The organism is Nonomuraea sp. NPDC050404 (assembly GCF_040655495.1).
Lineage (GTDB): Bacteria > Actinomycetota > Actinomycetes > Streptosporangiales > Streptosporangiaceae > Nonomuraea.
The window spans coordinates 39,078-60,295 of record NZ_JBFAKB010000051.1 but is presented as its reverse complement, the minus strand read 5'-3'; the positions used below and the strand labels follow the sequence as shown (position 1 = coordinate 60,295).

Annotated in this window: 19 protein-coding genes; 5 read left to right on the top strand and 14 right to left on the bottom strand. The window is 71.0% G+C overall.

Features of this window, described 5'->3' with window-relative positions:
* On the top strand, positions 1-645 hold a 645-nt coding region (locus tag AB0I81_RS61345; RefSeq protein WP_360679312.1), incomplete at its 5' end, for a tetratricopeptide repeat protein.
* An 80-nt stretch (positions 646-725) separates the two neighbouring features.
* On the opposite strand, the gene AB0I81_RS61340 is transcribed toward AB0I81_RS61345, so the two are convergent.
* Both AB0I81_RS61340 and AB0I81_RS61335 read right to left on the bottom strand, forming a co-directional pair.
* Positions 726-1,178: a DUF6640 family protein gene (locus tag AB0I81_RS61340; RefSeq protein ID WP_360679309.1), complete on the bottom strand. Its 453-nt coding sequence runs from the start codon at positions 1,176-1,178 to the stop codon at positions 726-728.
* A complete protein-coding gene (locus AB0I81_RS61335) occupies positions 1,178-2,290 on the bottom strand; it encodes an FAD-dependent monooxygenase (RefSeq protein WP_360679306.1) in 1,113 nt (370 codons plus the stop codon). The genes AB0I81_RS61340 and AB0I81_RS61335 overlap by 1 nt, the downstream gene beginning before the upstream one ends.
* 255 nt (positions 2,291-2,545) lie before the next feature.
* Here AB0I81_RS61335 and AB0I81_RS61330 point away from each other — a divergent pair, with 255 nt between their 5' ends.
* Together AB0I81_RS61330 and AB0I81_RS61325 are read left to right on the top strand one after the other, a co-directional pair.
* The gene (locus tag AB0I81_RS61330) at positions 2,546-3,763 is read left to right on the top strand and encodes an FAD-dependent monooxygenase (protein WP_360679303.1); all 1,218 of its coding nucleotides are present in this window, start codon (positions 2,546-2,548) and stop codon (positions 3,761-3,763) included.
* A 37-nt stretch (positions 3,764-3,800) separates the two neighbouring features.
* On the top strand, positions 3,801-4,520 hold the full coding sequence (locus tag AB0I81_RS61325; RefSeq protein ID WP_360679300.1) for a helix-turn-helix domain-containing protein: 720 nt from the start codon (positions 3,801-3,803) through the stop codon (positions 4,518-4,520).
* Here the strand turns inward: AB0I81_RS61325 and AB0I81_RS61320 are convergent.
* From AB0I81_RS61320 to AB0I81_RS61300, 5 genes are all read right to left on the bottom strand, one after another.
* Positions 4,489-5,478 carry a hypothetical protein gene (locus tag AB0I81_RS61320; protein ID WP_360679297.1) on the bottom strand — a complete coding sequence of 330 codons (990 nt, stop codon included), beginning with the start codon at positions 5,476-5,478 and terminating at the stop codon, positions 4,489-4,491. The two genes, AB0I81_RS61325 and AB0I81_RS61320, sit on opposite strands and share 32 nt — an antisense overlap.
* Positions 5,479-5,584: 106 nt before the next feature.
* Positions 5,585-7,375, bottom strand: a complete 1,791-nt coding sequence (locus AB0I81_RS61315) for an ABC transporter ATP-binding protein (RefSeq protein ID WP_360679295.1) — start codon at positions 7,373-7,375, stop codon at positions 5,585-5,587.
* Positions 7,372-9,270: an ABC transporter ATP-binding protein gene (locus AB0I81_RS61310; RefSeq protein ID WP_360679292.1), complete on the bottom strand. Its 1,899-nt coding sequence runs from the start codon at positions 9,268-9,270 to the stop codon at positions 7,372-7,374. Before AB0I81_RS61310 ends, AB0I81_RS61315 begins: the two co-directional genes overlap by 4 nt.
* Positions 9,271-9,372: 102 nt before the next feature.
* Positions 9,373-10,938: an MFS transporter gene (locus AB0I81_RS61305; RefSeq protein WP_360679289.1), complete on the bottom strand. Its 1,566-nt coding sequence runs from the start codon at positions 10,936-10,938 to the stop codon at positions 9,373-9,375.
* Positions 10,939-11,041: 103 nt separating this feature from the next.
* Positions 11,042-11,641, bottom strand: a complete 600-nt coding sequence (locus AB0I81_RS61300; RefSeq protein WP_360679286.1) for an NAD(P)H-dependent oxidoreductase — start codon at positions 11,639-11,641, stop codon at positions 11,042-11,044.
* 92 nt (positions 11,642-11,733) lie between these two features.
* Here AB0I81_RS61300 and AB0I81_RS61295 point away from each other — a divergent pair, with 92 nt between their 5' ends.
* Positions 11,734-12,339, top strand: coding sequence for a TetR/AcrR family transcriptional regulator (locus AB0I81_RS61295; protein ID WP_360679283.1), 606 nt, complete (start codon positions 11,734-11,736; stop codon positions 12,337-12,339).
* Positions 12,340-12,353: 14 nt separating this feature from the next.
* Here AB0I81_RS61295 and AB0I81_RS61290 read toward each other — a convergent pair whose 3' ends face one another.
* The 5 genes from AB0I81_RS61290 to AB0I81_RS61270 all read right to left on the bottom strand — a co-directional run bounded on the left by AB0I81_RS61290 (position 12,354) and on the right by AB0I81_RS61270 (position 17,481).
* Positions 12,354-13,871 (bottom strand): alpha/beta fold hydrolase, encoded by a 1,518-nt coding sequence (locus AB0I81_RS61290; protein ID WP_360679280.1) that lies wholly within the window; start codon positions 13,869-13,871, stop codon positions 12,354-12,356.
* Positions 13,872-13,929: 58 nt separating this feature from the next.
* Positions 13,930-14,877: a polyphosphate kinase 2 gene (ppk2, locus tag AB0I81_RS61285; protein ID WP_360679277.1), complete on the bottom strand. Its 948-nt coding sequence runs from the start codon at positions 14,875-14,877 to the stop codon at positions 13,930-13,932.
* Entirely contained in the window at positions 14,874-15,077 is a 204-nt protein-coding gene (locus tag AB0I81_RS61280) for a hypothetical protein (protein WP_360679274.1), read from the bottom strand. Before AB0I81_RS61280 ends, ppk2 begins: the two co-directional genes overlap by 4 nt.
* Before the next feature lie 10 nt (positions 15,078-15,087).
* Complete coding sequence (locus AB0I81_RS61275; RefSeq protein ID WP_360679272.1) at positions 15,088-16,224, bottom strand: inorganic phosphate transporter; 1,137 nt, start codon at positions 16,222-16,224, stop codon at positions 15,088-15,090.
* 96 nt (positions 16,225-16,320) lie between these two features.
* Positions 16,321-17,481, bottom strand: a complete 1,161-nt coding sequence (locus AB0I81_RS61270) for a sulfite oxidase (protein WP_360679269.1) — start codon at positions 17,479-17,481, stop codon at positions 16,321-16,323.
* Positions 17,482-17,638: 157 nt separating this feature from the next.
* Between AB0I81_RS61270 and AB0I81_RS61265 the strand changes: the two genes are divergently transcribed.
* Positions 17,639-19,156 carry an FGGY-family carbohydrate kinase gene (locus tag AB0I81_RS61265; RefSeq protein ID WP_360679266.1) on the top strand — a complete coding sequence of 506 codons (1,518 nt, stop codon included), beginning with the start codon at positions 17,639-17,641 and terminating at the stop codon, positions 19,154-19,156.
* Between the two features lie 115 nt (positions 19,157-19,271).
* Here AB0I81_RS61265 and AB0I81_RS61260 read toward each other — a convergent pair whose 3' ends face one another.
* Both AB0I81_RS61260 and AB0I81_RS61255 read right to left on the bottom strand, forming a co-directional pair.
* Positions 19,272-20,084 (bottom strand): DivIVA domain-containing protein, encoded by an 813-nt coding sequence (locus tag AB0I81_RS61260; RefSeq protein ID WP_360679264.1) that lies wholly within the window; start codon positions 20,082-20,084, stop codon positions 19,272-19,274.
* Positions 20,077-21,213: a globin domain-containing protein gene (locus AB0I81_RS61255; RefSeq protein ID WP_360679261.1), complete on the bottom strand. Its 1,137-nt coding sequence runs from the start codon at positions 21,211-21,213 to the stop codon at positions 20,077-20,079. The genes AB0I81_RS61260 and AB0I81_RS61255 overlap by 8 nt, the downstream gene beginning before the upstream one ends.
* Between the last annotated feature and the right edge of the window lie 5 nt (positions 21,214-21,218).

Below are 21,218 nucleotides of genomic sequence, written 5' to 3'. Positions count from 1 at the left end.
GACGCGAACTACCTCGGCGGCCAGGCACGCGCCTACCACGTAATGGCGATCATCTACGGCGAAGACCACCCACAAGCCGCACACACCGTCCTGGAACGAGCCACGAAGGTCGCCGAAGCACTCGGCAACACGCACTACACCACGACGGTCACCCAGTTCCTCGGCACCGCGAAATTCTTCTGCGGCGACCTGACGGGCGGCCGGCACCTACTGGAAAGCTCCCTGGCGATGGCCCGCCGGCTGAACTACCGCTACCTGGAGACCTTCACACTGCTCTACCTCTCCAAACTGTACGCCGCGACCGGGGACGAACGGGCCAGGGCAACCGCCGAACTGGCACTCACCCACAGCGAGGACGGCAACTTCGGCCACTACCTCGCCGACTCGCTCAGCGTCCTCGGGCAACTGGACCTGGCCCAAGGAGACCCGGCCACCGCCATCGCCACCCTCCAACGCTCGGTCCTGGCGTGGCGCACCCGCGGCTCGATCCCCTACCTGGCGCGCACCCTACGCGCCCTCGGCGACGCCCACACCGCCGCCGGCGACCACCACACCGCCAGAACCGCCTGGGAGGAGGCCCGCGAACTGTTCCGCGGCATCTCACACGAGAACGGCGTACGAACCCTGGACACCCGGCTCGGGTGAGGGGCCGTTCCCAGGCTCGCCCCTGCCACCGCGACCTGCCGGTCAGCGCGGAGGAGAGGCTCGCCGGAAAGCGTCACCGGCTACATGCGCCCGGTGGCACGCGCTTGCCCCGAGCCCGCGGGCGTGCGCGCTGTCACTACTGTCGCGACGATCAGGATCAGGAGCAGGACGATCGCCAGGAAGACCTGCCCGTGCAGACCGAGGACGAAGACGGTCTCGTCGGCGAACTCGGGGTCGTAGGTGGCGGTGCCGGGGAACAGCAGCGCGCCGACCATGCCGAGCCACGGGACGGCCAGGACGGCGGCGGCGTACAGCAGGTTGTCCCGGCCCGACCGTATCGCGAGGGCCAGGCCGGCGAGGCCGAGGAGCACGGTCATCACCATGTACTGGGCGTCGTGGAACTTGGCGTGCGGCGGCCAGGCCGGGTTGAAGGCGTGTTGTGCCGCCAGGTCGGGGATGACCAGGTCGGCGAGCACGGCGCCGGCCGTCGTGATCACCGCGACGACGATGATCAGAATGCGGGCGAGTGGCATCAGATCGTCCAGGTGTAGGCGGGGGTGAGCGAGCGCTCGAAGAACGTCCTGGGCAGCGCGGGGAGCACCGCGTCGCGCAGGGCGGTCAGCGGCGCGGAGGTCCAGTGCGCGGCGGCCCCGGCCTGGCGGGAACGGCGGACGATCTCCTGGGTACGCGGCCTGCGGGCGCGGTCGTACGCCGCGAGCCCCGCGCGGACGCCAAGGGTGTCCACCGCCTGCGCGAGCGTGACCGCGTCCTCCAGCGCCTGGCAGGCGCCCTGCCCCAGGTTGGGGGTCATGGCGTGGGCCGCGTCGCCGAGCACGGCGACGTTCCCGGCGACGTACGCGGGCAGCGGCGGCAACTCGTAGGTGTCGTGCTGCAGCACCGCGTCCTGATCCGCGGAGCCGAGCAGGTCGGGGATCGGCCGGTGCCACCGGGCGAAACGTTCGCGCAGTTCGTCCAGGCCGATCCGGGAGCCGGCCGGGGCGTTGGCCATCAGGTAGCAGTAGACGCGGCCGTCGGGCATCGGCACGTGCCCGAACCGTTCGCCCCTGCCCCACGTCTCCACGCTTCCCTCGACGGGTCGCGGCGGGGCGATGAGCCGCCAGGTGGTGTAGTCGACGTAGCGCGGCCCCGGCAGGCCCGGCCAGACAGAGCGCCGGGTCACGCTGTGCACCCCGTCGGCGCCGACCACGAGATCGGCGGTGGAGGTGCCGCCGCTGTGGCGGACCGTGCCGTCGGGCCGTACCTCCCGGACGTCGATGCCGGGCCGCAGGACCTCGGGCGGCACGGCCGCCCGCAGCAGGTCGATCAGGTCGGCCCGGTGCACGGTCGCCCATGAGCCGAAGCGGCGCTTCAGGTCCGCGACGTCGTTGCGGACCAGCCAGTCTCCGCGCCTGCTCCGGATGCCGGCGAGCGGTTCCGCCGGGCCGCCGGCGCGTACCCGATCGCCCAGGCCGATGGCGTCCAGCGCGCGCAGGCCGTTGGGCTGGATGGCCAGCCCGGCGCCCACCTCGGTGAACTCGGCGGCTCGTTCGAGGACTTCCACCCGCAGGCCCCGCTGGTGGAAGGCGACGGCCGCGGCGAGCCCGCCGATGCCACCGCCCACGATGATCACTTTTCCGCGTGTCATGTCAGGAGTCCTTACGCCGCCGGAGGTGGGCCGACCTGGACATCCGCCACCACACGGCCGCGACCAGCGTCAGCACCACGAAGGGCATCCACCACTGAAGTTCCACGCCAACTCCTTAGAGCCTCTAGATTACTTAGAGCCATTAAATAAACATAGACACTCTAGAAAGTCAACAGCGCGCAGAAACTGACCACTAGAACCGATTTGGTCAGTTCATCGATTAGCCTGATCTCGAAGCCCTCGAAAGGAGTCGTCATGACGAACGTCGGCAAGACCGGCCGGGCGCTGGTGGTCGGACTGGGGATCGCCGGCATCGCCACCGCGCTGCGGCTGCGGCAGGTCGGGTGGGAGCCGGTAGTGGTGGAACGGGCGCCGGCGCGCCGCTCGGGCGGATATTTCCTCGCCCTGTTCGGCGCCGGCATCGCCTCGGCCAGGCGGCTGGGCGTGCTGGATGCCATCGGCGACCGCGGCGGCCCCCACGTCATCAGCTACGAGGTGGACCGCACGGGACGCCGCCGTCCCGGCCTCAACCCCTTCGCCATGGCCGCGGGCCCCCGGCCGCTGCTGCGCGGCGACGTGGAGGACGGACTGTTCTCGGCGCTGCCGGACGATGTGGAGATCCGCTTCTCCACCGTGCCCACCCACATCGCCCAGGACGACGCCGCGGCGGAGGTGACGCTGCACGACACGGCCGCCGACACCACCGTCACCGAGCGCTTCGACCTGGTGGTCGGCGCCGACGGGATGCGCTCCACGGTACGCAGGCTCGCCTTCGGCCCCGAGGAGTACCTGCACCCGCTGAACTACATGATCGGCGCCACCGTGCTGGACCGCCCGATCGACGGCTACGAACAACACGAGGGCCTGGTCCTGGCCGAGCCCGGCCGTTCCGCGTGGGCCTTCCCGTACGCCGATCACGCCCCGGGCCTGCTGTTCTCCTACCGCACCGCCGACATCGACGCCGAGTTCCGCCGCCCGCCGATCGAGTCCATCCGCGCCGCCTTCGGCCCCGAACCCACCGGCCCGCTGCTCGAAGGGCTGCTGACGCGCTACGAGCTGGCACCCGACTCGCTGTTCGACTCGGTGCAGCAGGTCAAGATGCCGCGCTGGCACCGCGGCCGGGTCGTCCTGATCGGCGACTCCGCCTGGTGCGTCACCCTGTACGCGGGCATGGGCGCCTCCAGCGGCCTGGCCGGCGGCGAACTGCTGGGCACCATGCTGCGGCAACACCCCGGCGACCTGCCCGGCGCGCTACGGGCGTGGGAGGCGCGCATGAGGCCGTTCATCCAGCTGCAGCAGGACAGCGCCGTGCCGGGGCGCCGCATCTTCACGCCGCACAACCGCCGGGAGCACCTCATGCGAGCTGGGATGATGCGTCTGATGCGGATGCCTGGCGTGGCCAGGACCATGGGCAGGAGAATGACGAACAACAAGGACATGCGGGCCAAGAACATCGACGTCGCCGCCCCCTGACCCGAGACCGACAGCCGAGAAGACGGAGGACAACACGGTGAGCCAACTGGTCGAACACCACTCGCACAAAGCCGCCCGCATCCTGGACAGCGTGCGCGAACTGGTGGCCGACCACGGGGTGCGCAAGGTCACCGTGAGCGAGATCGCCGTCGCGGCCGGCGTCGGCAAGGGCACCGTCTACCTGTACTGGCCCACCAAGGAGGACCTCATCCTCGGCCTGTTCGCCCGCGAACTGCTGGCCTTCCTGGACGAGGTCATCGCCCGCATCACCGCCGACCCCGCCGCCGTACGGCCCCGCCACCTGGCCCCGCTGCTGCTGCGCACCGGGCTGCGGTCCCCGCTGGCGCGCCGCCTGGCCACCAGGGACGCCGACCTGCTGCGCCTGCTCACCCAGCAGGCCGGCGACCGTGAGCTGTTCGACCGCACCCAGCCCAGCGCCCTGTGCGAGGCGGTCATGCCGATCCTGCGCCGGCACGGACTGATCCGCCAGGACCGCCCGCTGGCCGACCAGTCCTACGCCATGCACGCCGTACTCGTCGGCTTCGGCAGCTCCCTGTCGCACCCCGACTCCGCCCCGCCCAGCCCCGGCGACCCCGGCGGCCTCCTCGCCGACGCCGTGGCGCTGCTGCTCGAACCCGCGGCCGAACCCGCCGGGCAGGCCGTCACCGCGGCCGCGGACGAGACCGTCGCCGTCTTCCGCCGGACCAGGGACGCCGTCCTGAACATCATCGACCGGAGCCAGACCCTCCAGCGCTGAGCTTGATCCGGCCTGGAGCCCGGAAGAGGAGCGCCAGGGCGGCCAGGTGGAGAAGGAGAAGGGTGAGACCGGTGGTCGTCACCACGGGCCAGTGCCACCAGGGTGTGAGGACCGCTGTGCCCACGTCATTGTGGAAATAGCTGGTGTCGCTGGTGTGCAGGGCGGAGTCCAGCAGGAAGAGCATATAGAGGAGCGCGAGGGGACCGGCGAGCAGGCCGGCCGCCAGCCGTTGACGGGGAAACCGCCAAAGGAGCACACCCGCCACCACGACAGGGATCGCGTTCATCCCGAGAGACCAGGCATGGACCTCCAGGTCGCCGAGCAATATACCGGGGAGGAGCCAGAGCTCGCCGCTTTCCATGGCCACGCCGACCACGACGCCGGGATAGTTCGCCACGGCGTAGACCAGCAGCGACACCGGAGTGAGCACCATCAGCAAGGCCGCCTGGCGGGGTGGGCTCAGCCACAGGCCCTTCCGGGCGGGCCGCCTCTGGTGGGCGGTCCACCAATCCACCGTGTGTCCGCCGGTCAGCAGAATGAGAGCCGATATCTGTGCGACCGCTCCGGCCAGGGCCAGGACGCCGCGGAGCGGGGCGTACCAGCCGGGCAGTTCCAGATGGAAGATGGGGCTGCTGTCCGACACGCTCAACAATCGGGGCGGCACCAGGACGTACACCTGCCAGAGCAGAGCCACATAGACGGCGGTCGACCCGGTGGCGACCGCGAACAGAACCGTGGGCCGGCGCGCGCCACGCCGTGCCTTCCATGCCAGCACTCCGAACACGACGGTGGCCGCCGCGGTGAATATGGCGAGACCGATCAGCTGGTAGTTGAACTCCTCGTCGGACCGGCTCGCCGCGGCACGCCACATCGCCGCCGTCATCCCTTGCGGGTCCTCGTGCTCCGACAGCCTCAGTGAGCTCTGTGCCCAGGCGAGCAACGTGATCAGCACCAGCACGATCCCGGCCGGGGCCGGGGAAAGCATCAGGACCGCCGCTTTCCTGACTTTTCCTGGAATGGTCTCCATGTGATCTACGACGCACCCATACTCCGCGATGTTCGGCTCAGCGGTACGACGATGCCTGCATCCGGTACAGCTGCGCATAAAGGCCGTCGCGACGGATGAGGGCGTCGTGCGTGCCCATCTCCGCGACCTGCCCCTGGTCGAGGACGACGACCAGGTCGGCCATCCGCACGGTGGAGAGCCGGTGGGAGACGAGCACGGTGACGCCGCCGTTGCGGGCCGCGGCCTGCCGGGAGGCCGCCGCCCAGCGGCGGAACAGGTCGTGCTCGGTGTCGGCGTCGAGGGCGGAGGCCGGTTCGTCGAGGAGGAGCAGCAACGGGTCCTGACGCATCATCGCGCGTGCGAGTGAGAGCTTCTGCCACTGCCCGCCCGACAGATCGACCCCGCCCGGCCAGCGGGGACCCAGTTGGGTGCCGAGTCCCGCCGGAAGACCCGGCAGCAGGCCGGCGGCTCCGGCGCGGTTCAGCGCACGCTCGACCGCCCCGTCAGTGCGGTTCGGCAGGTCGCCGATGCCCACCGTCTCGCGGACCAGGAACTCGAACCGCGCATGGTCCTGGAAGCAGGCCGACAACCGGCGCCGGAACGCGGCGGGATCCAGGTCGGCGACCGCGACGCCGTCGAACAGGACCGCCCCGGACGTGGGCCGGTACAGGCCGGCCAGGATCTTGACGAGGGTGGACTTGCCGGCGCCGTTGTCGCCGACGATCGCGACCGTCTGCCCGGCGGGGAACAGCAGGTCAACGCCCTGGAGCACCGGGCGATCGGTGCCGGGATAGTGGTAGGTGACGTCTTTGAGCCGGATGCCGTGCTTGAGGGCTTGGGGTGGTTCCGCGGTGGGGGTGACGTCGTCGTGGGCCGATCTGGAGAGGTCGTCCAGGTAGACGAGCCGGCCGGCCGCGACCAGGCTCTGCATGGTGAGCTGGAGCGTTTCCGCCGAACCGGTCACCAGTGAGAGCACCTGCCCCGCGAGTGTGGCGGTCAGGACCGCGTCGCCGATGGTGGCGTGTCCCCCGACGGCGAGGCTGACGACGAGGGCGACGGCGCCGACGTACCCGATCACGAAGAAGCAGCGGCTCAGTACGCCGATCGCGGCGGCGCGGAGTTGGAGGCGGTGGTGGATCCGGCGGATCGTGCGGTGCTCGGCGTGGAAACGCGCGCGTAGTTCGGCGGCGAGCCGGAAGAGCCGGATCTCTTTCGCGGCGCCGGCGGTGGCGGTGAGCTCCAGCAGGTGTTCCGCTCTGCGCGCGGGCTCGGCCGCGCGCTCCTGCCCGGCGCGGAACAGGCCGCCGGTCCAGGGGCTGGCCAGCAGGGCGGGGATGCCGAACAACGCGAGCGCGAGCAGCGCCGGGTGTACGCCGGCGAGCAGCACGCCCATCGCGACCATCCGGATCGCGGTGGCCAGTAGCTCGATGAGCCGGGGAACGGCCTGGTAGAGCTGGTACTGCTGGCGGCGCAGAGCTTCGAGCTGGGTCAGGTGCTCCGGCGTCTCGTGCAGCTCGATCGTCGGCATATTGCCGGAAATTTCGAGTATGCGCAGGTTGAGCCAGTAGCGGAGCCGGCCGCTGAGCCCGGCGAGCACGCGGCTGCCCCAGTAGGCGAAGATCGAGGCGCCCGCGATCGAGCCCACGACCCCACAGGCCGCGAGCAGCGTCGCGCCACCGTCCCGTACGGCGATCGCGTCGATGAGCAGCTTCAGCCAGTAGGCGAACAACACCTGGATGACGACCTGGGCGGCGAGGGTGACGCAGGCCAGGGCGGTGCCCCACCGGTCCGCCGACCACGCGGCGCGCAACACGAGGGCGGCGGAGCGTCGCCAGTTGTCACGGGTCACGTCGCGATCCCATCGTCGAGGTACGAGGCCGCCTGGATGGCGAAGAGCCGGGCATATTCGCCGCCGGCGGCGAGGAGTTCGTCGTGGCTGCCGTCCTCGACGATCTCGCCCCGGTCCAGCACCACGATCCGGTCCGCGCGGCGCACGGTCGAGAACCGGTGGCTGATGATGATCGTCGTGAGGTCACGGGTCAGGTCGAGGAAGCGGTCGTACAGGTCCGCTTCGGCGCGAACGTCGAGTTGTGCCGTCGGCTCGTCGAGGATGAGCAGGCCGGCGCCGTTGTGCACCGCGGCCATGGCCCGCGCGAGCGCGATGCGTTGCCACTGGCCGCCGGACAGATCGACGCCGCCGGGGAAGCGTCGCGACAACGTCGTGCCGAGCCCGTCCGGCAGGCGCGCGATGAGGTCCTGCGCCCCGGCCCGTTCCGCCGCGGCGCTCACCACTGCGTCGAGGTGGGCCACGTGCAGGGCCTCGACCGCGCCGAAACCGATGTTGTCCCGTGCCGGAAGCTCGTAGTGCACGAAGTCCTGGAAGATCGCCGCGATCGTACGACGCCACGCGCCGGCGTCGAGCTCCCCGACGGGGACTCCGTCCACGGTGACGTTGCCCGCCTCGGGGACTTCGAGGCCGGTCAGCAGCTTGATCAGGGTGGTCTTGCCGGCGCCGTTGAGCCCGACGACGCCCAGCGAGGTGCCCGCCTCGATCGCCAGGTTCAGCCGCCGGAACACGGGCCCTGCGTTCGGGTAGGCGAAGCGCACGTCGGAGAACCGGATCTCCCGCGAGATCCGAACCGGAGACGAAGACCGCGACGGTCCGGGGCGGCCGGCCCGAGATAGCGGGCCTGCGGCGACCTCCGGCGGTGGGCTCGCCGCGACCTCCGGCCGTGGGTTCGCAGCGACCTCCGGCCGTGGGTTCGCAGCGACCTCCGGCCGTGGGCTCGCGGCGACCTCCGACGGTGGGTTCGCGGCGACGTTCGCGGTCTCCTTTTCGAGGTCGAGGACGAGGGACACGCGCGGGCTGCCGTACTCGATCAGCTCCGCGCCACTCTGATCGGCCAGCGCGGCCATCCCGGACATGCCGAGGAGGAGCACCGTCAGCTGCGTCGCGGACAGACCCTCGGAGACCATCACGCCGACGATGACCCCGTGCGAGCAGAGCAGCGCGAGGAGCACCAGCGCCGTACGCCACCGCCCGACCCTGCGCGCCCGCGCCAGCTGCTCCAGGGCATGGGTCCACCGCAACCCGAACCGCTCGGCGAGCCACCCGGTCAGCCCGAACACCCGGACCTCCTTGGCCCACGCCGGCTTCTCGGCGATCCTGCCGAGGTACTCCGCCTCCAGGAGCCCGGCGGACCACGAGTCGATGTCCAGACGCCGCAGCGCCGTCAGCATGACCGCGCCGGCCACGGACCAGACGACGACCAGGACACCGGCGGCGACCGGCCAGACCGTCGCGACGAGCGCGGCCGCCGCCGCGCCCTGGCACAGGTGCAGCCACCTGGTGCACCAGCCGTCCACCAGGTCGCCGGGATCGAGCCCGGCCAGCCGGACCGACCGGTCGGCGAGCCGGGACAGCCGGGGATCCTCGAACAACTCCAGCCGCCGCGTGCCCAGAGTCGCGTCGATCACGCGTCCCAGGAGGTAGTGCTCGTACCGGCGGTAGAAGGCCCATCTCGCCACTTCATAGGCGGAGTTGGCCAGCTCCTGTACGACCAGGAGGACGACCGCCGCGACCAGCAGGGCGACGAGCCGCTCACCGCTCGCCGTGTCCAGGCCGCCGGCTCGAACGGTCTCGGGAAGTGTCCCGACGATCAACCCGACCAGCGCGCCGAACAAGGCCGGCAGCACCCCGCACACGCAGGCCAGGAGCAGTTGGAGGGCGCTTCGTCCAGGCAACGCCCGCAGCATGAAGGCCAGGGCGAGCCATCGTAGGCCCGGCGGTCTCTTACGCGTTTTCCCGCACTCAGAGATCCTGAACCGGTGCTACCCGGCTGTCAATCAGTGCGCGGCAGTTGTGGTGGCCAGGCGGGCGGAGCCGAGCAGTGCCCACACCGCCAGCGTGGCCGCCGCACAGACGCCGGCCGTGCACCACAACGCCGTCTGCCAGGCCCCTGTGAGCAACGCCGCTTCGAGAGCGGGCTCGGCGAGCTCGCCTGCGGCGATTCGCGCCGCCTGTGCCGGTTCGCCGGTCCGGGCGTGCAGGACCGTGACGAGGGCGGTGCCGAACAGGGTGGTGGCCAGCGCGCCACCGCCGGCCCGTACGGTGTTCAGCAGGCCGGTGGCCATGCCGATGTGTTCCTGCGCGACCTGGTTCACCGCCTGGGCGTCGGTGGTGCCGATCATCAGTCCCATGCCGGTCCCGATCGTCACCAGCGGGGCCAGCAGGCCGGCGGCGGTGATGCCGGGGTGCAGCGTGCTCAGCCAGGCGTTGCCGGCGGCGATCAGCGACAGGCTGACGGCGACCAGGGCGCGGGGCGGCACGCCACGGTTGATCAGGAAGCCGCCCACCTGCGGAAGTAGCAGCACGGGCGTCGTGAGCATCAGCATCGTGAGCCCGGCTCCCTGGACGGAGGCCCCGGCCGCCGCCTGGAGGTAGGTGGGCAGGTACGCGATCACCCCGGCCGGCCCGGCGGCGAGGATGAGGCCGGCCAGCGTCCACGCCATGAAACGGCGATCGCGCAGCAGGCCGAGATCCAGCACCGGGTGCAGGGTCCGGCGTTCGATCAGGAAGAACGTCACGAACAGGGCCAGGCCCGCGACCAGGGTGAGCAGCACGACCGGGCTCGCCCAGCCCGCGTCGGCGGCCTGGTTGACGCCGACGAGGGTGAGCGTGAGCGCGCCGATGAGGGTCAGCGCCCCCCGCACGTCGAGGCGAGGTCCATCGGATTGGGGTCCATCGGGGCGAGGTCCGTCGAGATGGGATCCGTCGAGGTGGGGTCCGTCGGGGCGAGGTCCGTCGAGATGGGGTCCGTCGAGATGGGATCCGTCGGGGCGGGGTCTTCCGCCTGCTCGCGAGTCGGCCATGCCGATGGCGCCGGCCAGCATGAGCAGCCCGGCCCCGGCGAAGAGTGCGAAGGTGGCGCGCCAGCCGAGCGCGCCCACCAGCCAGCCGGACAACGTCGGGCCGACCGCCATGCCCACGCCGGCCGTCGTGCCCATCGCCGCGTACGCCCGGGTGCGGGCGCTGCCGGTGAAGGTGGCGCCGAGCACGGCACCGCCGCCGGCCATCACCCCGGCCGCGCCGAGGCCCGAGATCGTCCTGGCCGCGTTCAGCAGGAGGATGTCGCCGGCCAACGCGCTGGCCAGGGCTCCCACGCTGTAGACGGCGGCGCCCGCCGCGAAGACCCGGCGGCGGCCGAACAGGTCGCCCAGCGATCCGGCCACCAGCATCATCGCCGCGGCCGCCAGGAAGTAGCCCACCACCACCCATTGCAGGGCGGCGCCCGAGGCGTGCAGGTCGGCGCCGATCCGTGGCAGCGCGACCGTGGTGCCGGACATCAACATCGGCAGCGCCAGAAAGCCCAGCAACACCGCGGCCAGCGTCACGGCCCGCCGCCCGCTCACGACCGTCTTCTCTCGGTACGGGCCATCCCGCCGCCTTCACGGTGGCGCATGCCGGCACCGCCCCCGCGATGACGCCCGCTCACACCACCGCCAAGGTGCCTGCTCACGCCGCCACCTGCGCGCGCAGCGGCTTCAGCGCCGTGGACCAGGCGATGACTTCGTCGAGCAGTTCGACCAGCGTGGGCTCCTGGTGAGGGCCGGGCATGATCACGCCGGGCTCGGCCGGGTCGGTGATCTCGAAGTCGGTGAAGGCCGACAGCGCGACCTGGCTGCGCACATTGGCGACCTGCAACTCGGTCATGACCTGACGCAGGTGCTCCACCGCACGTACGCCCCCGTGCACGCCATGGCTGACGAATCCGGCGGCCTTGTTGTTCCACTCGGCGTACAGGAAGTCGATGGCGTTCTTCAACGCCGCGGGGGCGGAGTGGTTGTACTCGGGGGTGACGAACACGAACCCGTCGAAGGAGGCGATGGTCTCGGCCCAGCGGTTGGTGTGGGGGTGGCGATACTCGCCGAGCAGCGCGGGCACCGGCTCGTCCAGCACCGAAAGCCCGTACTCGGCCAGATCGACGACCTCGAAGGCCACCTGCCCGGCGGCGGCGGCCGGGTGGCGGGCGGCGATCTCGGCGACCCAGCGGCCGGTCACCGCGGTCCTGCGGCGAGGACGGGTGCTGCCGATGACAATGGCGATCCTGATCATGTGTGTGCTCCTCACGTGTCGACCGGACAGCGGTAAAGTACAACGCACATGGCAAAATGTAAAACGATGGTTGTAATTCTGGAGGTTCAAGGATGGCCAGGGAAGACAAGCGCAGGGCGATCCTGACCGGGGCGCTGACGGTGTTCGCCCGCGACGGCTACACCCGCGCCAGCATCGACGCCATCGCGAGCACGGCGGGGGTGTCGACGCGCACCATCTACAACCACTTCGCCGACAAGGCCGAGTTGTTCCAGGCTGTCATCCAGGAGAGCGCCGGCCGGGCCGCCGACGCGCAGATCGCCGTCATCGACCGCCACCTGCGCAAGGTCACCGACCTGGAGGCGGACCTCATCGAGTTCGGCTGCGCCTTCGCCGCCCCGACCACCATCGAGCACGCCGAGCACTTCGCCCTGGTACGCCAGATCAACGCCGAACTCGGCCACATCCCGCAGGCGGCCATCGACGCCTGGCAGGAGACCGGCCCGCTACGGGTCCGCCGCGAGATCGCCGGCCGCATCAGGCGATGGGCCGAGCGGGGACTGCTCCGCGCCGAAGATCCCGACCGGGCCGCTCTCCACCTCCTCGTGCTGATCTCCGCGGGAAACCCGTCACTGCCGGACGTCGTCCCCACCGGCACGGAGATGGCCGAGTCCGTCACGTCCGGCGTCCGCACGTTCCTGCACGGCCATCTCCATTGATCCCGGGCAACCGGTCACTTCATGCCGGGGCAGCCCCGGTCGATGCGTCCGGTGTTGAAGTACTTGACCACGTCGGCGGCGCATTCCGGCACCCGGGTGGCCGAGACGTGCACGTCGTCGGCGACCGTGTAGACGGTGCCGCCGGCGGCGCGCCGCGTCTGCAGCGTCCAGTCGTAGATGGACATGAACTCATGCAGGTGCCCGGACAACACCAGCGAGCCCTTGCCCCGCTTCACCGGGCTCTCCTGCACCGGCAGCGGCCAGCCCGCGCACTCCACGGCCAGGCCCCAGGCCCGGCCCGTGGCCGGCAGTCGCCTGACGCGCTGCTGGTAGGCGCGCCACGCCGCGGCGAAGCCGATCCGGCTGCCGTCCTCGTTGCACTTGACCGCCCGGTTCATCGTGAGGTTGAGCCTCTCCGGCACGCCGGGCACGGGTGGCCCAGCCGGGGCGAAGAGCTCCTTGACGGTCGGCGGGGCGGTGGTGCCGGTCACGTCCCGCAACTCGGCCAGCGCCCTGCCCGCCCGCGCCCACTCGGTGGAGTTGCGGCGGGCCAGGTCGGCGATCGCCGAGCCGTCGATCGGCCGCCGCAGGTCGGTGAAGGTCCTGGGGTTCTCGTCATAGTCGCGGACCAGTTTCACGACCGCGTCGTACACCTGCCGCCGGGTGGCGCCCAGGCCGTAGATGTCGTCGTCGCGGGCCAGCCAGGCCGCCATCCGCTCGAAGTTGCGCTCGGTGGCCTGCGAGCTGCCCTTGACGTGCTCGTCGAGACGGGTCCACGGCGGCGCGACGCTGTCGAGGAAGACGCGACCGGTGTGCTCGGGGAACAGGCCGCGGTACAGGATGCCGAGCCGGCTGCCCCAGGACAGGCCGAGCAGGTTCAGCTCGCGCTCGCCCAGCGCGCTCCTGACCAGGTCCAGGTCCTTCGCCGCGTTCTCGGTGGTGAGCCGGCCGAGGAAGGTGGGGTCGGAGTCGGCGCAGGTCTTGTTCGCGGCCGCCTGGGCGTCGTAGATCTTCCTGGCCGCCTCCTCGGTCAGCGGTCCCGCCGCCACTGGCCCGCCGGGCGTGGCCCCGCAGTCGACCTTGGTACTTTCGCCGACGCCTCGGGGGTCGAAGCCGATGAGGTCGTACCGCTCGTTGAGCCCGGCCATCTGCTCGTTCCTGAGCATCATGCGTACGGGATCCAGGTAGCCGCTGTTGCCGGGCCCACCGGGCAGGACGGTGACGGCGCCCAGCCTGCGCGACTTGTCCGAGGCGGCCAGCCGGGTGACCGCGACGCTGATCTTCCGGCCGCGGGGGTCGCCGTGGTCCAGCGGAACGCTGACCGTCCCGCACTCCAGGCGCTTCAGCTGCGCGCGGAAGTCCCGCACCTGCTCCTGCGGGAACCCCAAGGCCCTGATGACCTCGTCGGAGTACTCCGGGCAGGACTTCCACTCGACCGCCGGTCCGGGCGCGGCCGGTGCCGCGTTCGCGGCGGCCGGGTGCCCCAGGGATGCGACCAGGGCCAGCGCCGCCAGCGATGTTCGGTGTCTCATGCGACCCACGTCTAGACCAGGGCCGGTTTCCTGGCTGTTTCCGTGACACGGCGCCGGCTCAGGTCGAGGTGCTGTGGTCCTCGTCGAAGATCTCGCTGGCGGAGATCACGATGAGCGGGTCGGGGACGCCGACGATCTCATGGTCCTTGTCCTCGTAGTCGAAGAGGCTGAGCACGTGTCGCATGGCCTCCAGCCGGGCGCGTTTCTTGTCGTTGCTCTTGACCACGGTCCAGGGCGCGGACTCGGTGTCGGTGTGCAGGAACATGTCCTCCTTGGCCTGGGTGTACTCGTTCCACTTGTTGAGCGAGGCCAGGTCCATCGGGGACAACTTCCACTGCCTGACCGGGTCCACCTGGCGGATGATGAACCGGGTGCGCTGCTCGGCGCGCGACACCGAGAACCAGAGCTTGACCAGGTGCAGCCCCGACTCCACCAGCAGGTTCTCCAGGCGGGGCGCCTGGTCGATGAACTCCAGGTACTCCTCTTCGGTGCAGAACCCCATGACCCGCTCGACCCCGGCCCGGTTGTACCAGGAGCGGTCGAACAGCACGATCTCCCCATTGGCCGGCAGATGGGCGATGTAGCGCTGGAAGTACCACTGGCCGCTTTCGCGCTCGCTCGGCTTCTCCAGCGCGACGACCGTCGCCCCGCGCGGGTTGAGATGCTCCGTGAAACGTTTGATGGTGCCGCCCTTGCCGGCCGCGTCACGTCCCTCGAACAACACCACCAGCCGCCGCCCGGTGTCCTTGATCCAGTACTGCAGCTTGAGCAGCTCGATCTGCAGCAGCCGCTTCTCGCGCTCGTACTTCTCCCGGGGCAGCCGCGAGGGGTACGGGTAGTGCTGGCGCCAGGTGTCAACGGTGTGGCCGTCGGCCCGCAGCAGCACCGGATCGTCGTCGTCCCGGTCGTCGACCCACAACCCGGGAGTGGTGTCGAGCAGGTCGCTGTGCTCGGCTGCCGTCTTCGGATCGAGTACGCCCGGCGGCTCGTCGTTCAGACCGGTCATGCGGCCAGCATGACGTAAAGGCCGAGAACTATCCCGCAGGCCACGAGCAGAAAACAGAAGCCGGCGCCGATCCGGCCGGGCACGTGCCCGCCGGCCAGGCCCACGAGCGCGAGGGAGAAGACCGCCGCCAGCCCCGCGCCGGCGACCACCGCGGTCACCAGCACCTTCCACAGCGAGTCGAGATCGATGATGTCGCTCATGCCATTCCTGTCATGATCGGGCGGGGGTCAGCCCGCCGGCCCACTCGTCGTTGACGTTGCCGGCGTGCACCGGCCGGCGGCGGGCGGCGAGGTAGAGCCCGCCCGACAGCAGCAGCGCGACGGCGAAGACCACGCTGACGCCCAGCGTGCCGCCGATCCCGGCGGCCATCGCCCAGGCCGCCGCGCCCACCGCGGCGGCCGCGGGCAAGGTGATCAGCCAGGCGGCGAGCATCCTGCCCGCCACTCCCCACCGGACCTCGGCCAGCCGCTTGCCCAGGCCGGAGCCGACCACCGAGCCCGTGCACACGTGCGTGGTCGACAGCGGGAACCCGAAGTGCGACGACGCGAAGATCACCGCGGCCGACGAGCTCTCGGCCGCGAAGCCCTGCGGGGTCTCGATCTCGGTCAGGCCCTTGCCCAGCGTACGGATGATCCGCCAGCCCCCGAGATAGGTGCCGGCCGCGATCGCGGTGGCGCTGGCCACGATCACCCAGGTCGGTGTGGTGGCGTTCGCGCCGATCGCCCCGCTGGTGATCATCGCCAGTGTGATGATGCCCATCGTCTTCTGCGCGTCGTTGGTGCCGTGGGCCAGCGACACCAGGGACGCCGACCCGATCTGCCCGTAGCGGAAGCCGCGCTCCCTCAGCCGCTCCGGCACCGAACGGGTCAGCCGGTAGACCAGGTAGGTGCCCAGCGTGGCCACCCCGATGGCGGCCAGCGGCGCGAGCACCGCCGGGATGATCACCTTGCCCAGGATCGCGCCGCCCTTGACGGCCGACGTTCCGGCCGCGATCAGCGAGGCGCCGACCACGCCGCCGATCAACGCGTGCGACGAACTGGACGGGATGCCGAAATACCAGGTCAGCAGGTTCCAGGCGAGGCCGCCCACCAGGCCGGCGAAGACCACGGTGAGCGTGATGGCGCCCGTCTCGACGATGCCGGTCGCGATGGTGGCCGCGACCTCCAGGGACAGGAAGGCGCCGACGAAGTTGAGCAGCGCCGACAGTGCCACCGCGATCTTCGGGCGCAGCGCGCCCGTGGCGATCGACGTGGCCATGGCGTTGGCCGTGTCATGAAAGCCGTTGGTGAAGTCGAAGACCAGCGCGGTGGCCACGACTACGGCCAGCAACAAGGTGTTCGCGTTCATACCGCCGCAATTTCACCCATAGCCGGACGGCTAATCACATACGGGCCGGAAACCCCTGAAATTCACCCGGCGGCCAACCCGAGGACACCTGGAGCCCTAGGCGACCCGCACCGGATGGGCGACGACCGCGCCGAACAGGTACCCGAAGGTGTTGAACGGCGTGCGGGCCGGCTGCACGGCGCCGGTCTCGTCGGTGGCGCGGGCCAGCAGCTCATGGCGGCCGGGCCGCGGCTCGGCCCAGGTCGTCCGCCAGCGTGTCCACGCCGTGCCGCGGTCGTCGTCCAGCAGCCTGGCCGGCCGCCAGCGCGCGCCGCCATCCGTGCTCACCTCGACCCGGGTGATCCGCCCGCGCCCCGACCACGACCTGCCACGCAGCGTGTACGTCCCCCCGGCCGGCACGGCCTGCTCCCAGGCCAGCTCGAAGGCGCTCTTGGTGACCTGCGTCGCGAGCGGCTCGCTGCCCTCCGGCGGGTACCCGGGACCGAAGAACCGGTAGAACTGGGTGTTCCACGGCGAGACGAGCGGCTCGGCGGACACCTCGATGTCGCCCACCCACTTGATCGAGGCGATCCCGATCCACGACGGCACCACCACGCGCACGGGGAAGCCGTGGTCCGGCGGCAGCGGCTCGCCGTTCATCTCGTAGGCCAGCAGCACGTCGTCCAGGGCCTTGGCGATCGGCAGCGGCCGGCGTACATGACCCAGGTTCTGGCCGCCGCTGACGAAGTCCGCGTCCAGCCCCGACGGCATGATCTCCACCGCCCGGCCGGACAGCCCCGCCCGGCGCAGCACCGCCCCCAGCGGCACCCCCCGCCAGCGCGCCACCCCGATCCCGCCGAGCCGCCACGGCGTGCCCTCCGCCTGCTGCCCCTGCTGCGTGCCGTAGAACGAGCGCCCGTTGCCCGCGCACTCGATCGCGGCGTCCAGCGACACCGACGGCATCGAGCGCAGCTCCGCGTAGCCGAACTCCCCGGGCCGCCGCACGCCGGACCCGTGCACCCGCAACCGCCAGGTCGCCGCGTCGATCAGCGGCGTCGCGGTGTGGTTGCGCACGAAGAAGCGTTCGTTCGGCACCCGGAACCCGACCTCGCGCAGCGCCTCCCACCGGGTCTCCGCGTTCGTGCCGTGCGAGATGAACACCTCCGGCGGCAGCGGCTTGACGATCGGCCCGGCGGCCACCCGCCCGCCCGAAACAGCCGCCGCCCGTCCCGCCAGCGGCCCGCCCAGGACCGCCAGCCCGCCCAGCGCCGGGACCATCCGCAGCAGCGCCCGCCTGCCCGGTAGGCCCTCTTGTCCCAGTTCACGCCCCTGCGAAATGCGACCACCCCCCGTTCTGGATCTTCCCTACCAGTAGACAAGGAAATTCGCCGCTGTCAAGGATTGTTCAACAAACTGCTCCATTAGAGTTTTCGTCGTGAACGGCAGCACCCCGGAACTCGTCCTCGGCATCGACGTCGGCACCACCGCGGTGAAGAGCGCCCTGTTCACCGCGGGTGGCGCCCTGCTGCGCGCGAACACCACCGCGCACGCCATGGCCCGCCCCGAGCCCGGCCACGCCGAGCAGGATCCCGCCGCCTGGTGGGAGGGCTGCCTGCGCGGCATCGCCGACGTGCTCGACGGTACGGCGGCCGGCGCGGTCCGCTCGGTCGGCGTGGTCAGCCAGGTCAACACCCATGTGTTCGTCGATGATCGGCTGCGCCCGCTCGCTCCCGCCATCACCTGGCAGGACCAGCGCTGCGCCGCAGTCGCCCGCGAGCTGGATGGGCGGTTCACGGCCGAGGAGAAGATCCGCGTGTGGGGCGGCCCGATCACCCTGGACGCCTCCCGGCTGGTCTCGCGCGCCGCCTGGTTCGCCCGCCACCATCCGGAGGCGTGGGCGCGTACCCGCTGGGTGCTCAGCCCCAAGGACTGGGTGAACGCCCGCCTCACGGGAGTGGTCGCCACCGACGCCCTGTCCTCGATCGGCCTGGTGGACGGGCTCGGCGAGCGCTACGCACCCGAGGCGGTGGACCTGGTGGACGGGCTGGCCGACCGGCTGCCACCGCTCCACGACCCCGACGCGCCGCTCGGCCCCGTACTCGACCCGCCACCGCTCGGCCCTGTCATCGACCCGCCGCCCGCGCTGAGCGGGGCCACCGTGGTCACCGGCACCATGGACGCGTTCGGCAGCGTGTACGGCTCCGGCACCACCGAGCCGGGCCTCGCCCTGTTGTCCTGCGGCACGTCCCTCATCGTCGCCGGGGTCTCCGGCCAGGCCAGAACGGGCCCCGGCGTCGTCAGCTTCCCGCCCGCCAAGGGGCTGTACGTGCACGCCGGCCCCACCCAGGCCGGCGGCGACGCCCTCACCTGGTGGAGCAGGGCGAGCGCCACGAGCGTGCCGGACCTGCTGGCCGCGGCCGCGACCGCGACGCCCGGCTCATCCGGCGTGATCTTCACCCCGCACCTGCTCGGCGAGCGGGCCCCGCTGTGGGACTCCGCCGTGCGCGGCGCCTTCCTGGGCCTCGGCGCGGCCACCACCGGCGCCGACCTGGCCAGGGCGGTGCTGGAGGGCGTCGCCATGTCGGGCCGCCAGGTGCTCGACGCCGTCGAGGCCGCCTGTGGCGTGCCGCTGACGGCCGTCACCCTCTGCGGCGGCGGCTCCCGCAGCGACCTGTGGGCGCAGATCTTCGCCGACGTGCTGGACCGCCCGGTGTCCCGGCTGGCCGCCCGGGACAGCGCGGCCGTGCTCGGCGCGGCCCTGCTCGGGGCCGTCGGGGCGGGCCTGCACCCGGACATCGTCTCCGCCGGCCGCGACGCCTCCGTCGTGGACCGCGTGTTCTCCCCCGACCCGGGCAACGCCAAGCTGCTCGATCCGCTGTACGCGGTCTACACCAGGTCGTACGAGGCGTTGCGGGACGTACACGCTCGTCTGGACGCCTGGCGCGAAGCGTAATCGGGACGTACCCGCTCACCTGGACACCTGGCGCGAAGCGTAATCGGGACGTACCCGCTCACCTGGCGCGAAGCATGACCGGGACGAGGGGGTCGGCGCGGGGAGTGACGGCCCCTCAGTCGGGGAGTTCGGGCGAGCCGGGCGGCGACGGCGCGCTGGTCCCCTCGGCCGTCTCCCACTCGTCGAGGTTCATGAGCAGCAGTTCAAAGTAGTCGCGCAACTTGCCGCGATACTCCTGGTTCGCGGTCCGCAGCCGGACGGCCTCCCCCTCCCAGTTCTCCGCCTCGGGAGAGACCTGCTCCTTGCTGAGCAGTTCGGACCTGCGGTAGCGGGCGTCGTCGACCAGTTCCCGCGCGTACCGCTGGGCGTCCTGGATGTACTGGTCGGCGGTCTGCTGGGCCTGCGAGAGCAGTTGGGCCGCGTAGACGTGCGCCTCCTGCATCCGGCTGGCCACCGTCTGCGACTCCACATGTCCCTGCTGCTCCACCCGGGTGAGCCCGGTCTCCCGCCGAGCGGGCGCCGCGGGCGTCACGGGCGTCGCCGGCACAGCCGGCTCTTCCTGTGGCGGCACGGGGAGCGCCGAGGAGTCGGAGACGTACCCGCGCAGCAGCTCGACCTCCGCCGCGAGCGCCTTCTTCTCCTGGGCGAGCCGGGTCAGCTCCTCCTCGACCCGGTCGAGCAGGTTGTTGACCTGGTCCTCGTCGAGACCGCGGCGGCCGAGCGGGGCGCGCCGGAAGACGACGGCCCGCAGTTGCGCGGGGCTGAGCCGTTCGGCGGAGTGGTGGCCGTTCGGCGAGGCCGCCCGTGGCTCGTCCCACTGCGGCTCCTCCCACGAGGCGCCGGTGGTCTCGCCGGGCTCCGACCACCCCGTGTTGCCGTCCTGCTCCTGTGAATATGTGGCGTGAAACTGCTCCACCGAGTCATTCATGAACGAACCTCTGTGACGGAGTGATCTTGCTCGCGAACCTTTCCAGGCGAATACGGTTGTCGCTGAAACCATTTCCGCGCAGGATCTCGACGGTGTTGTCGACCATGGCCGGCGGGCCGCAGACATAGGCGTCGTACGCGTCCCACCGGCCGTATCCGGCGACCACCTCGCCGACCGTTCCCGAGGCCGCGATCTCCGGCTTGTGAATGTCGGAGAGCGCGGCCCTGACGCTGAGCCAGGAGTATTTCTCGGACCAGGTCCGCAGGACGTCGAAATCGTAGAGCCCGTCCGGCTCCCTGGCGCCGACGAAAACCGAGACCCACGGCGGTACGGGCAGCCGGGTGACATGTTCGAGAATCGCTTTGATCGGCGCGAAACCGGTGCCGCCGGCGACCAGCAGGAGATTACGGCCGGTGCCCGGATTGAGGGTAAGCGTGCCGACCGGCGCGCCGAGGCGGACGATGTCGCCCTCCTGGATCTCGCACGCCAATGTCGTGCTCACCGCGCCGTCGGCCCTGACGTGGATCTCGATCGTGTTGTCCTGCCGGGGCACGTTGGCCATCGAGTAGTAGCGCCACAGATTCGGCCATCGCCGCACCTCGATCGGCGCCGACTGCCCCGGCACGTAGGGGAAGGGCGCGTCCACGAGCAGGCGCAGCACGGCCGTGTCCACGGTCCGGCGCTCGTGGCTGATCACCTCGGCCGTCCATCGCGGGGGCCGCTTCATCGCGTCCTGCCGCGCGCCGTCCACCAGCGTCGTCGTGAGCATGGTGAGGAACTCGCGCCATTCGCGTTCGAGCCCCTCGTCCCAGACGTTGCCCGAGAAACGGCACATGGTGTTGACGACGCTGGCGCAGCCCTGCACATAGTGCTCGGCCTGCACCCCCAATTTCCGGTGGCTGCGGGCGAGCTGGTGAAGATAGGGAGTGATCTCGTGCAGGGCGCCGGCGTGCTCGACCGCGAACGCCAGCGCGTCCATGAACCGCTCCCGCTGGCTGTGCATGTTGACGGGGAACAGCTCGCGGTAGGCGGGAACGTTCAGGAACAGGTCGGAGAACAAATACAACGGCACACTGTCGCCGTACTTCGCGACGAGTTCAAAATTGTCTCTGAGTCGGCTGAAATTCAAGTTGA

Coding starts and splice junctions, on each gene's coding strand:
- AB0I81_RS61335 (WP_360679306.1), bottom strand. CDS start 2,290: ATGACACGCGGAAAAGTGATCATCGTGGGCGGTGGCATCGGCGGGCTC.
- AB0I81_RS61340 (WP_360679309.1), bottom strand. CDS start 1,178: ATGCCACTCGCCCGCATTCTGATCATCGTCGTCGCGGTGATCACGACG.
- AB0I81_RS61270 (WP_360679269.1), bottom strand. CDS start 17,481: ATGGTCCCGGCGCTGGGCGGGCTGGCGGTCCTGGGCGGGCCGCTGGCG.
- AB0I81_RS61280 (WP_360679274.1), bottom strand. CDS start 15,077: ATGAGCGACATCATCGATCTCGACTCGCTGTGGAAGGTGCTGGTGACC.
- AB0I81_RS61295 (WP_360679283.1), top strand. CDS start 11,734: ATGGCCAGGGAAGACAAGCGCAGGGCGATCCTGACCGGGGCGCTGACG.
- ppk2 (WP_360679277.1), bottom strand. CDS start 14,877: ATGACCGGTCTGAACGACGAGCCGCCGGGCGTACTCGATCCGAAGACG.
- AB0I81_RS61260 (WP_360679264.1), bottom strand. CDS start 20,084: ATGAATGACTCGGTGGAGCAGTTTCACGCCACATATTCACAGGAGCAG.
- AB0I81_RS61330 (WP_360679303.1), top strand. CDS start 2,546: ATGACGAACGTCGGCAAGACCGGCCGGGCGCTGGTGGTCGGACTGGGG.
- AB0I81_RS61275 (WP_360679272.1), bottom strand. CDS start 16,224: ATGAACGCGAACACCTTGTTGCTGGCCGTAGTCGTGGCCACCGCGCTG.
- AB0I81_RS61290 (WP_360679280.1), bottom strand. CDS start 13,871: ATGAGACACCGAACATCGCTGGCGGCGCTGGCCCTGGTCGCATCCCTG.
- AB0I81_RS61300 (WP_360679286.1), bottom strand. CDS start 11,641: ATGATCAGGATCGCCATTGTCATCGGCAGCACCCGTCCTCGCCGCAGG.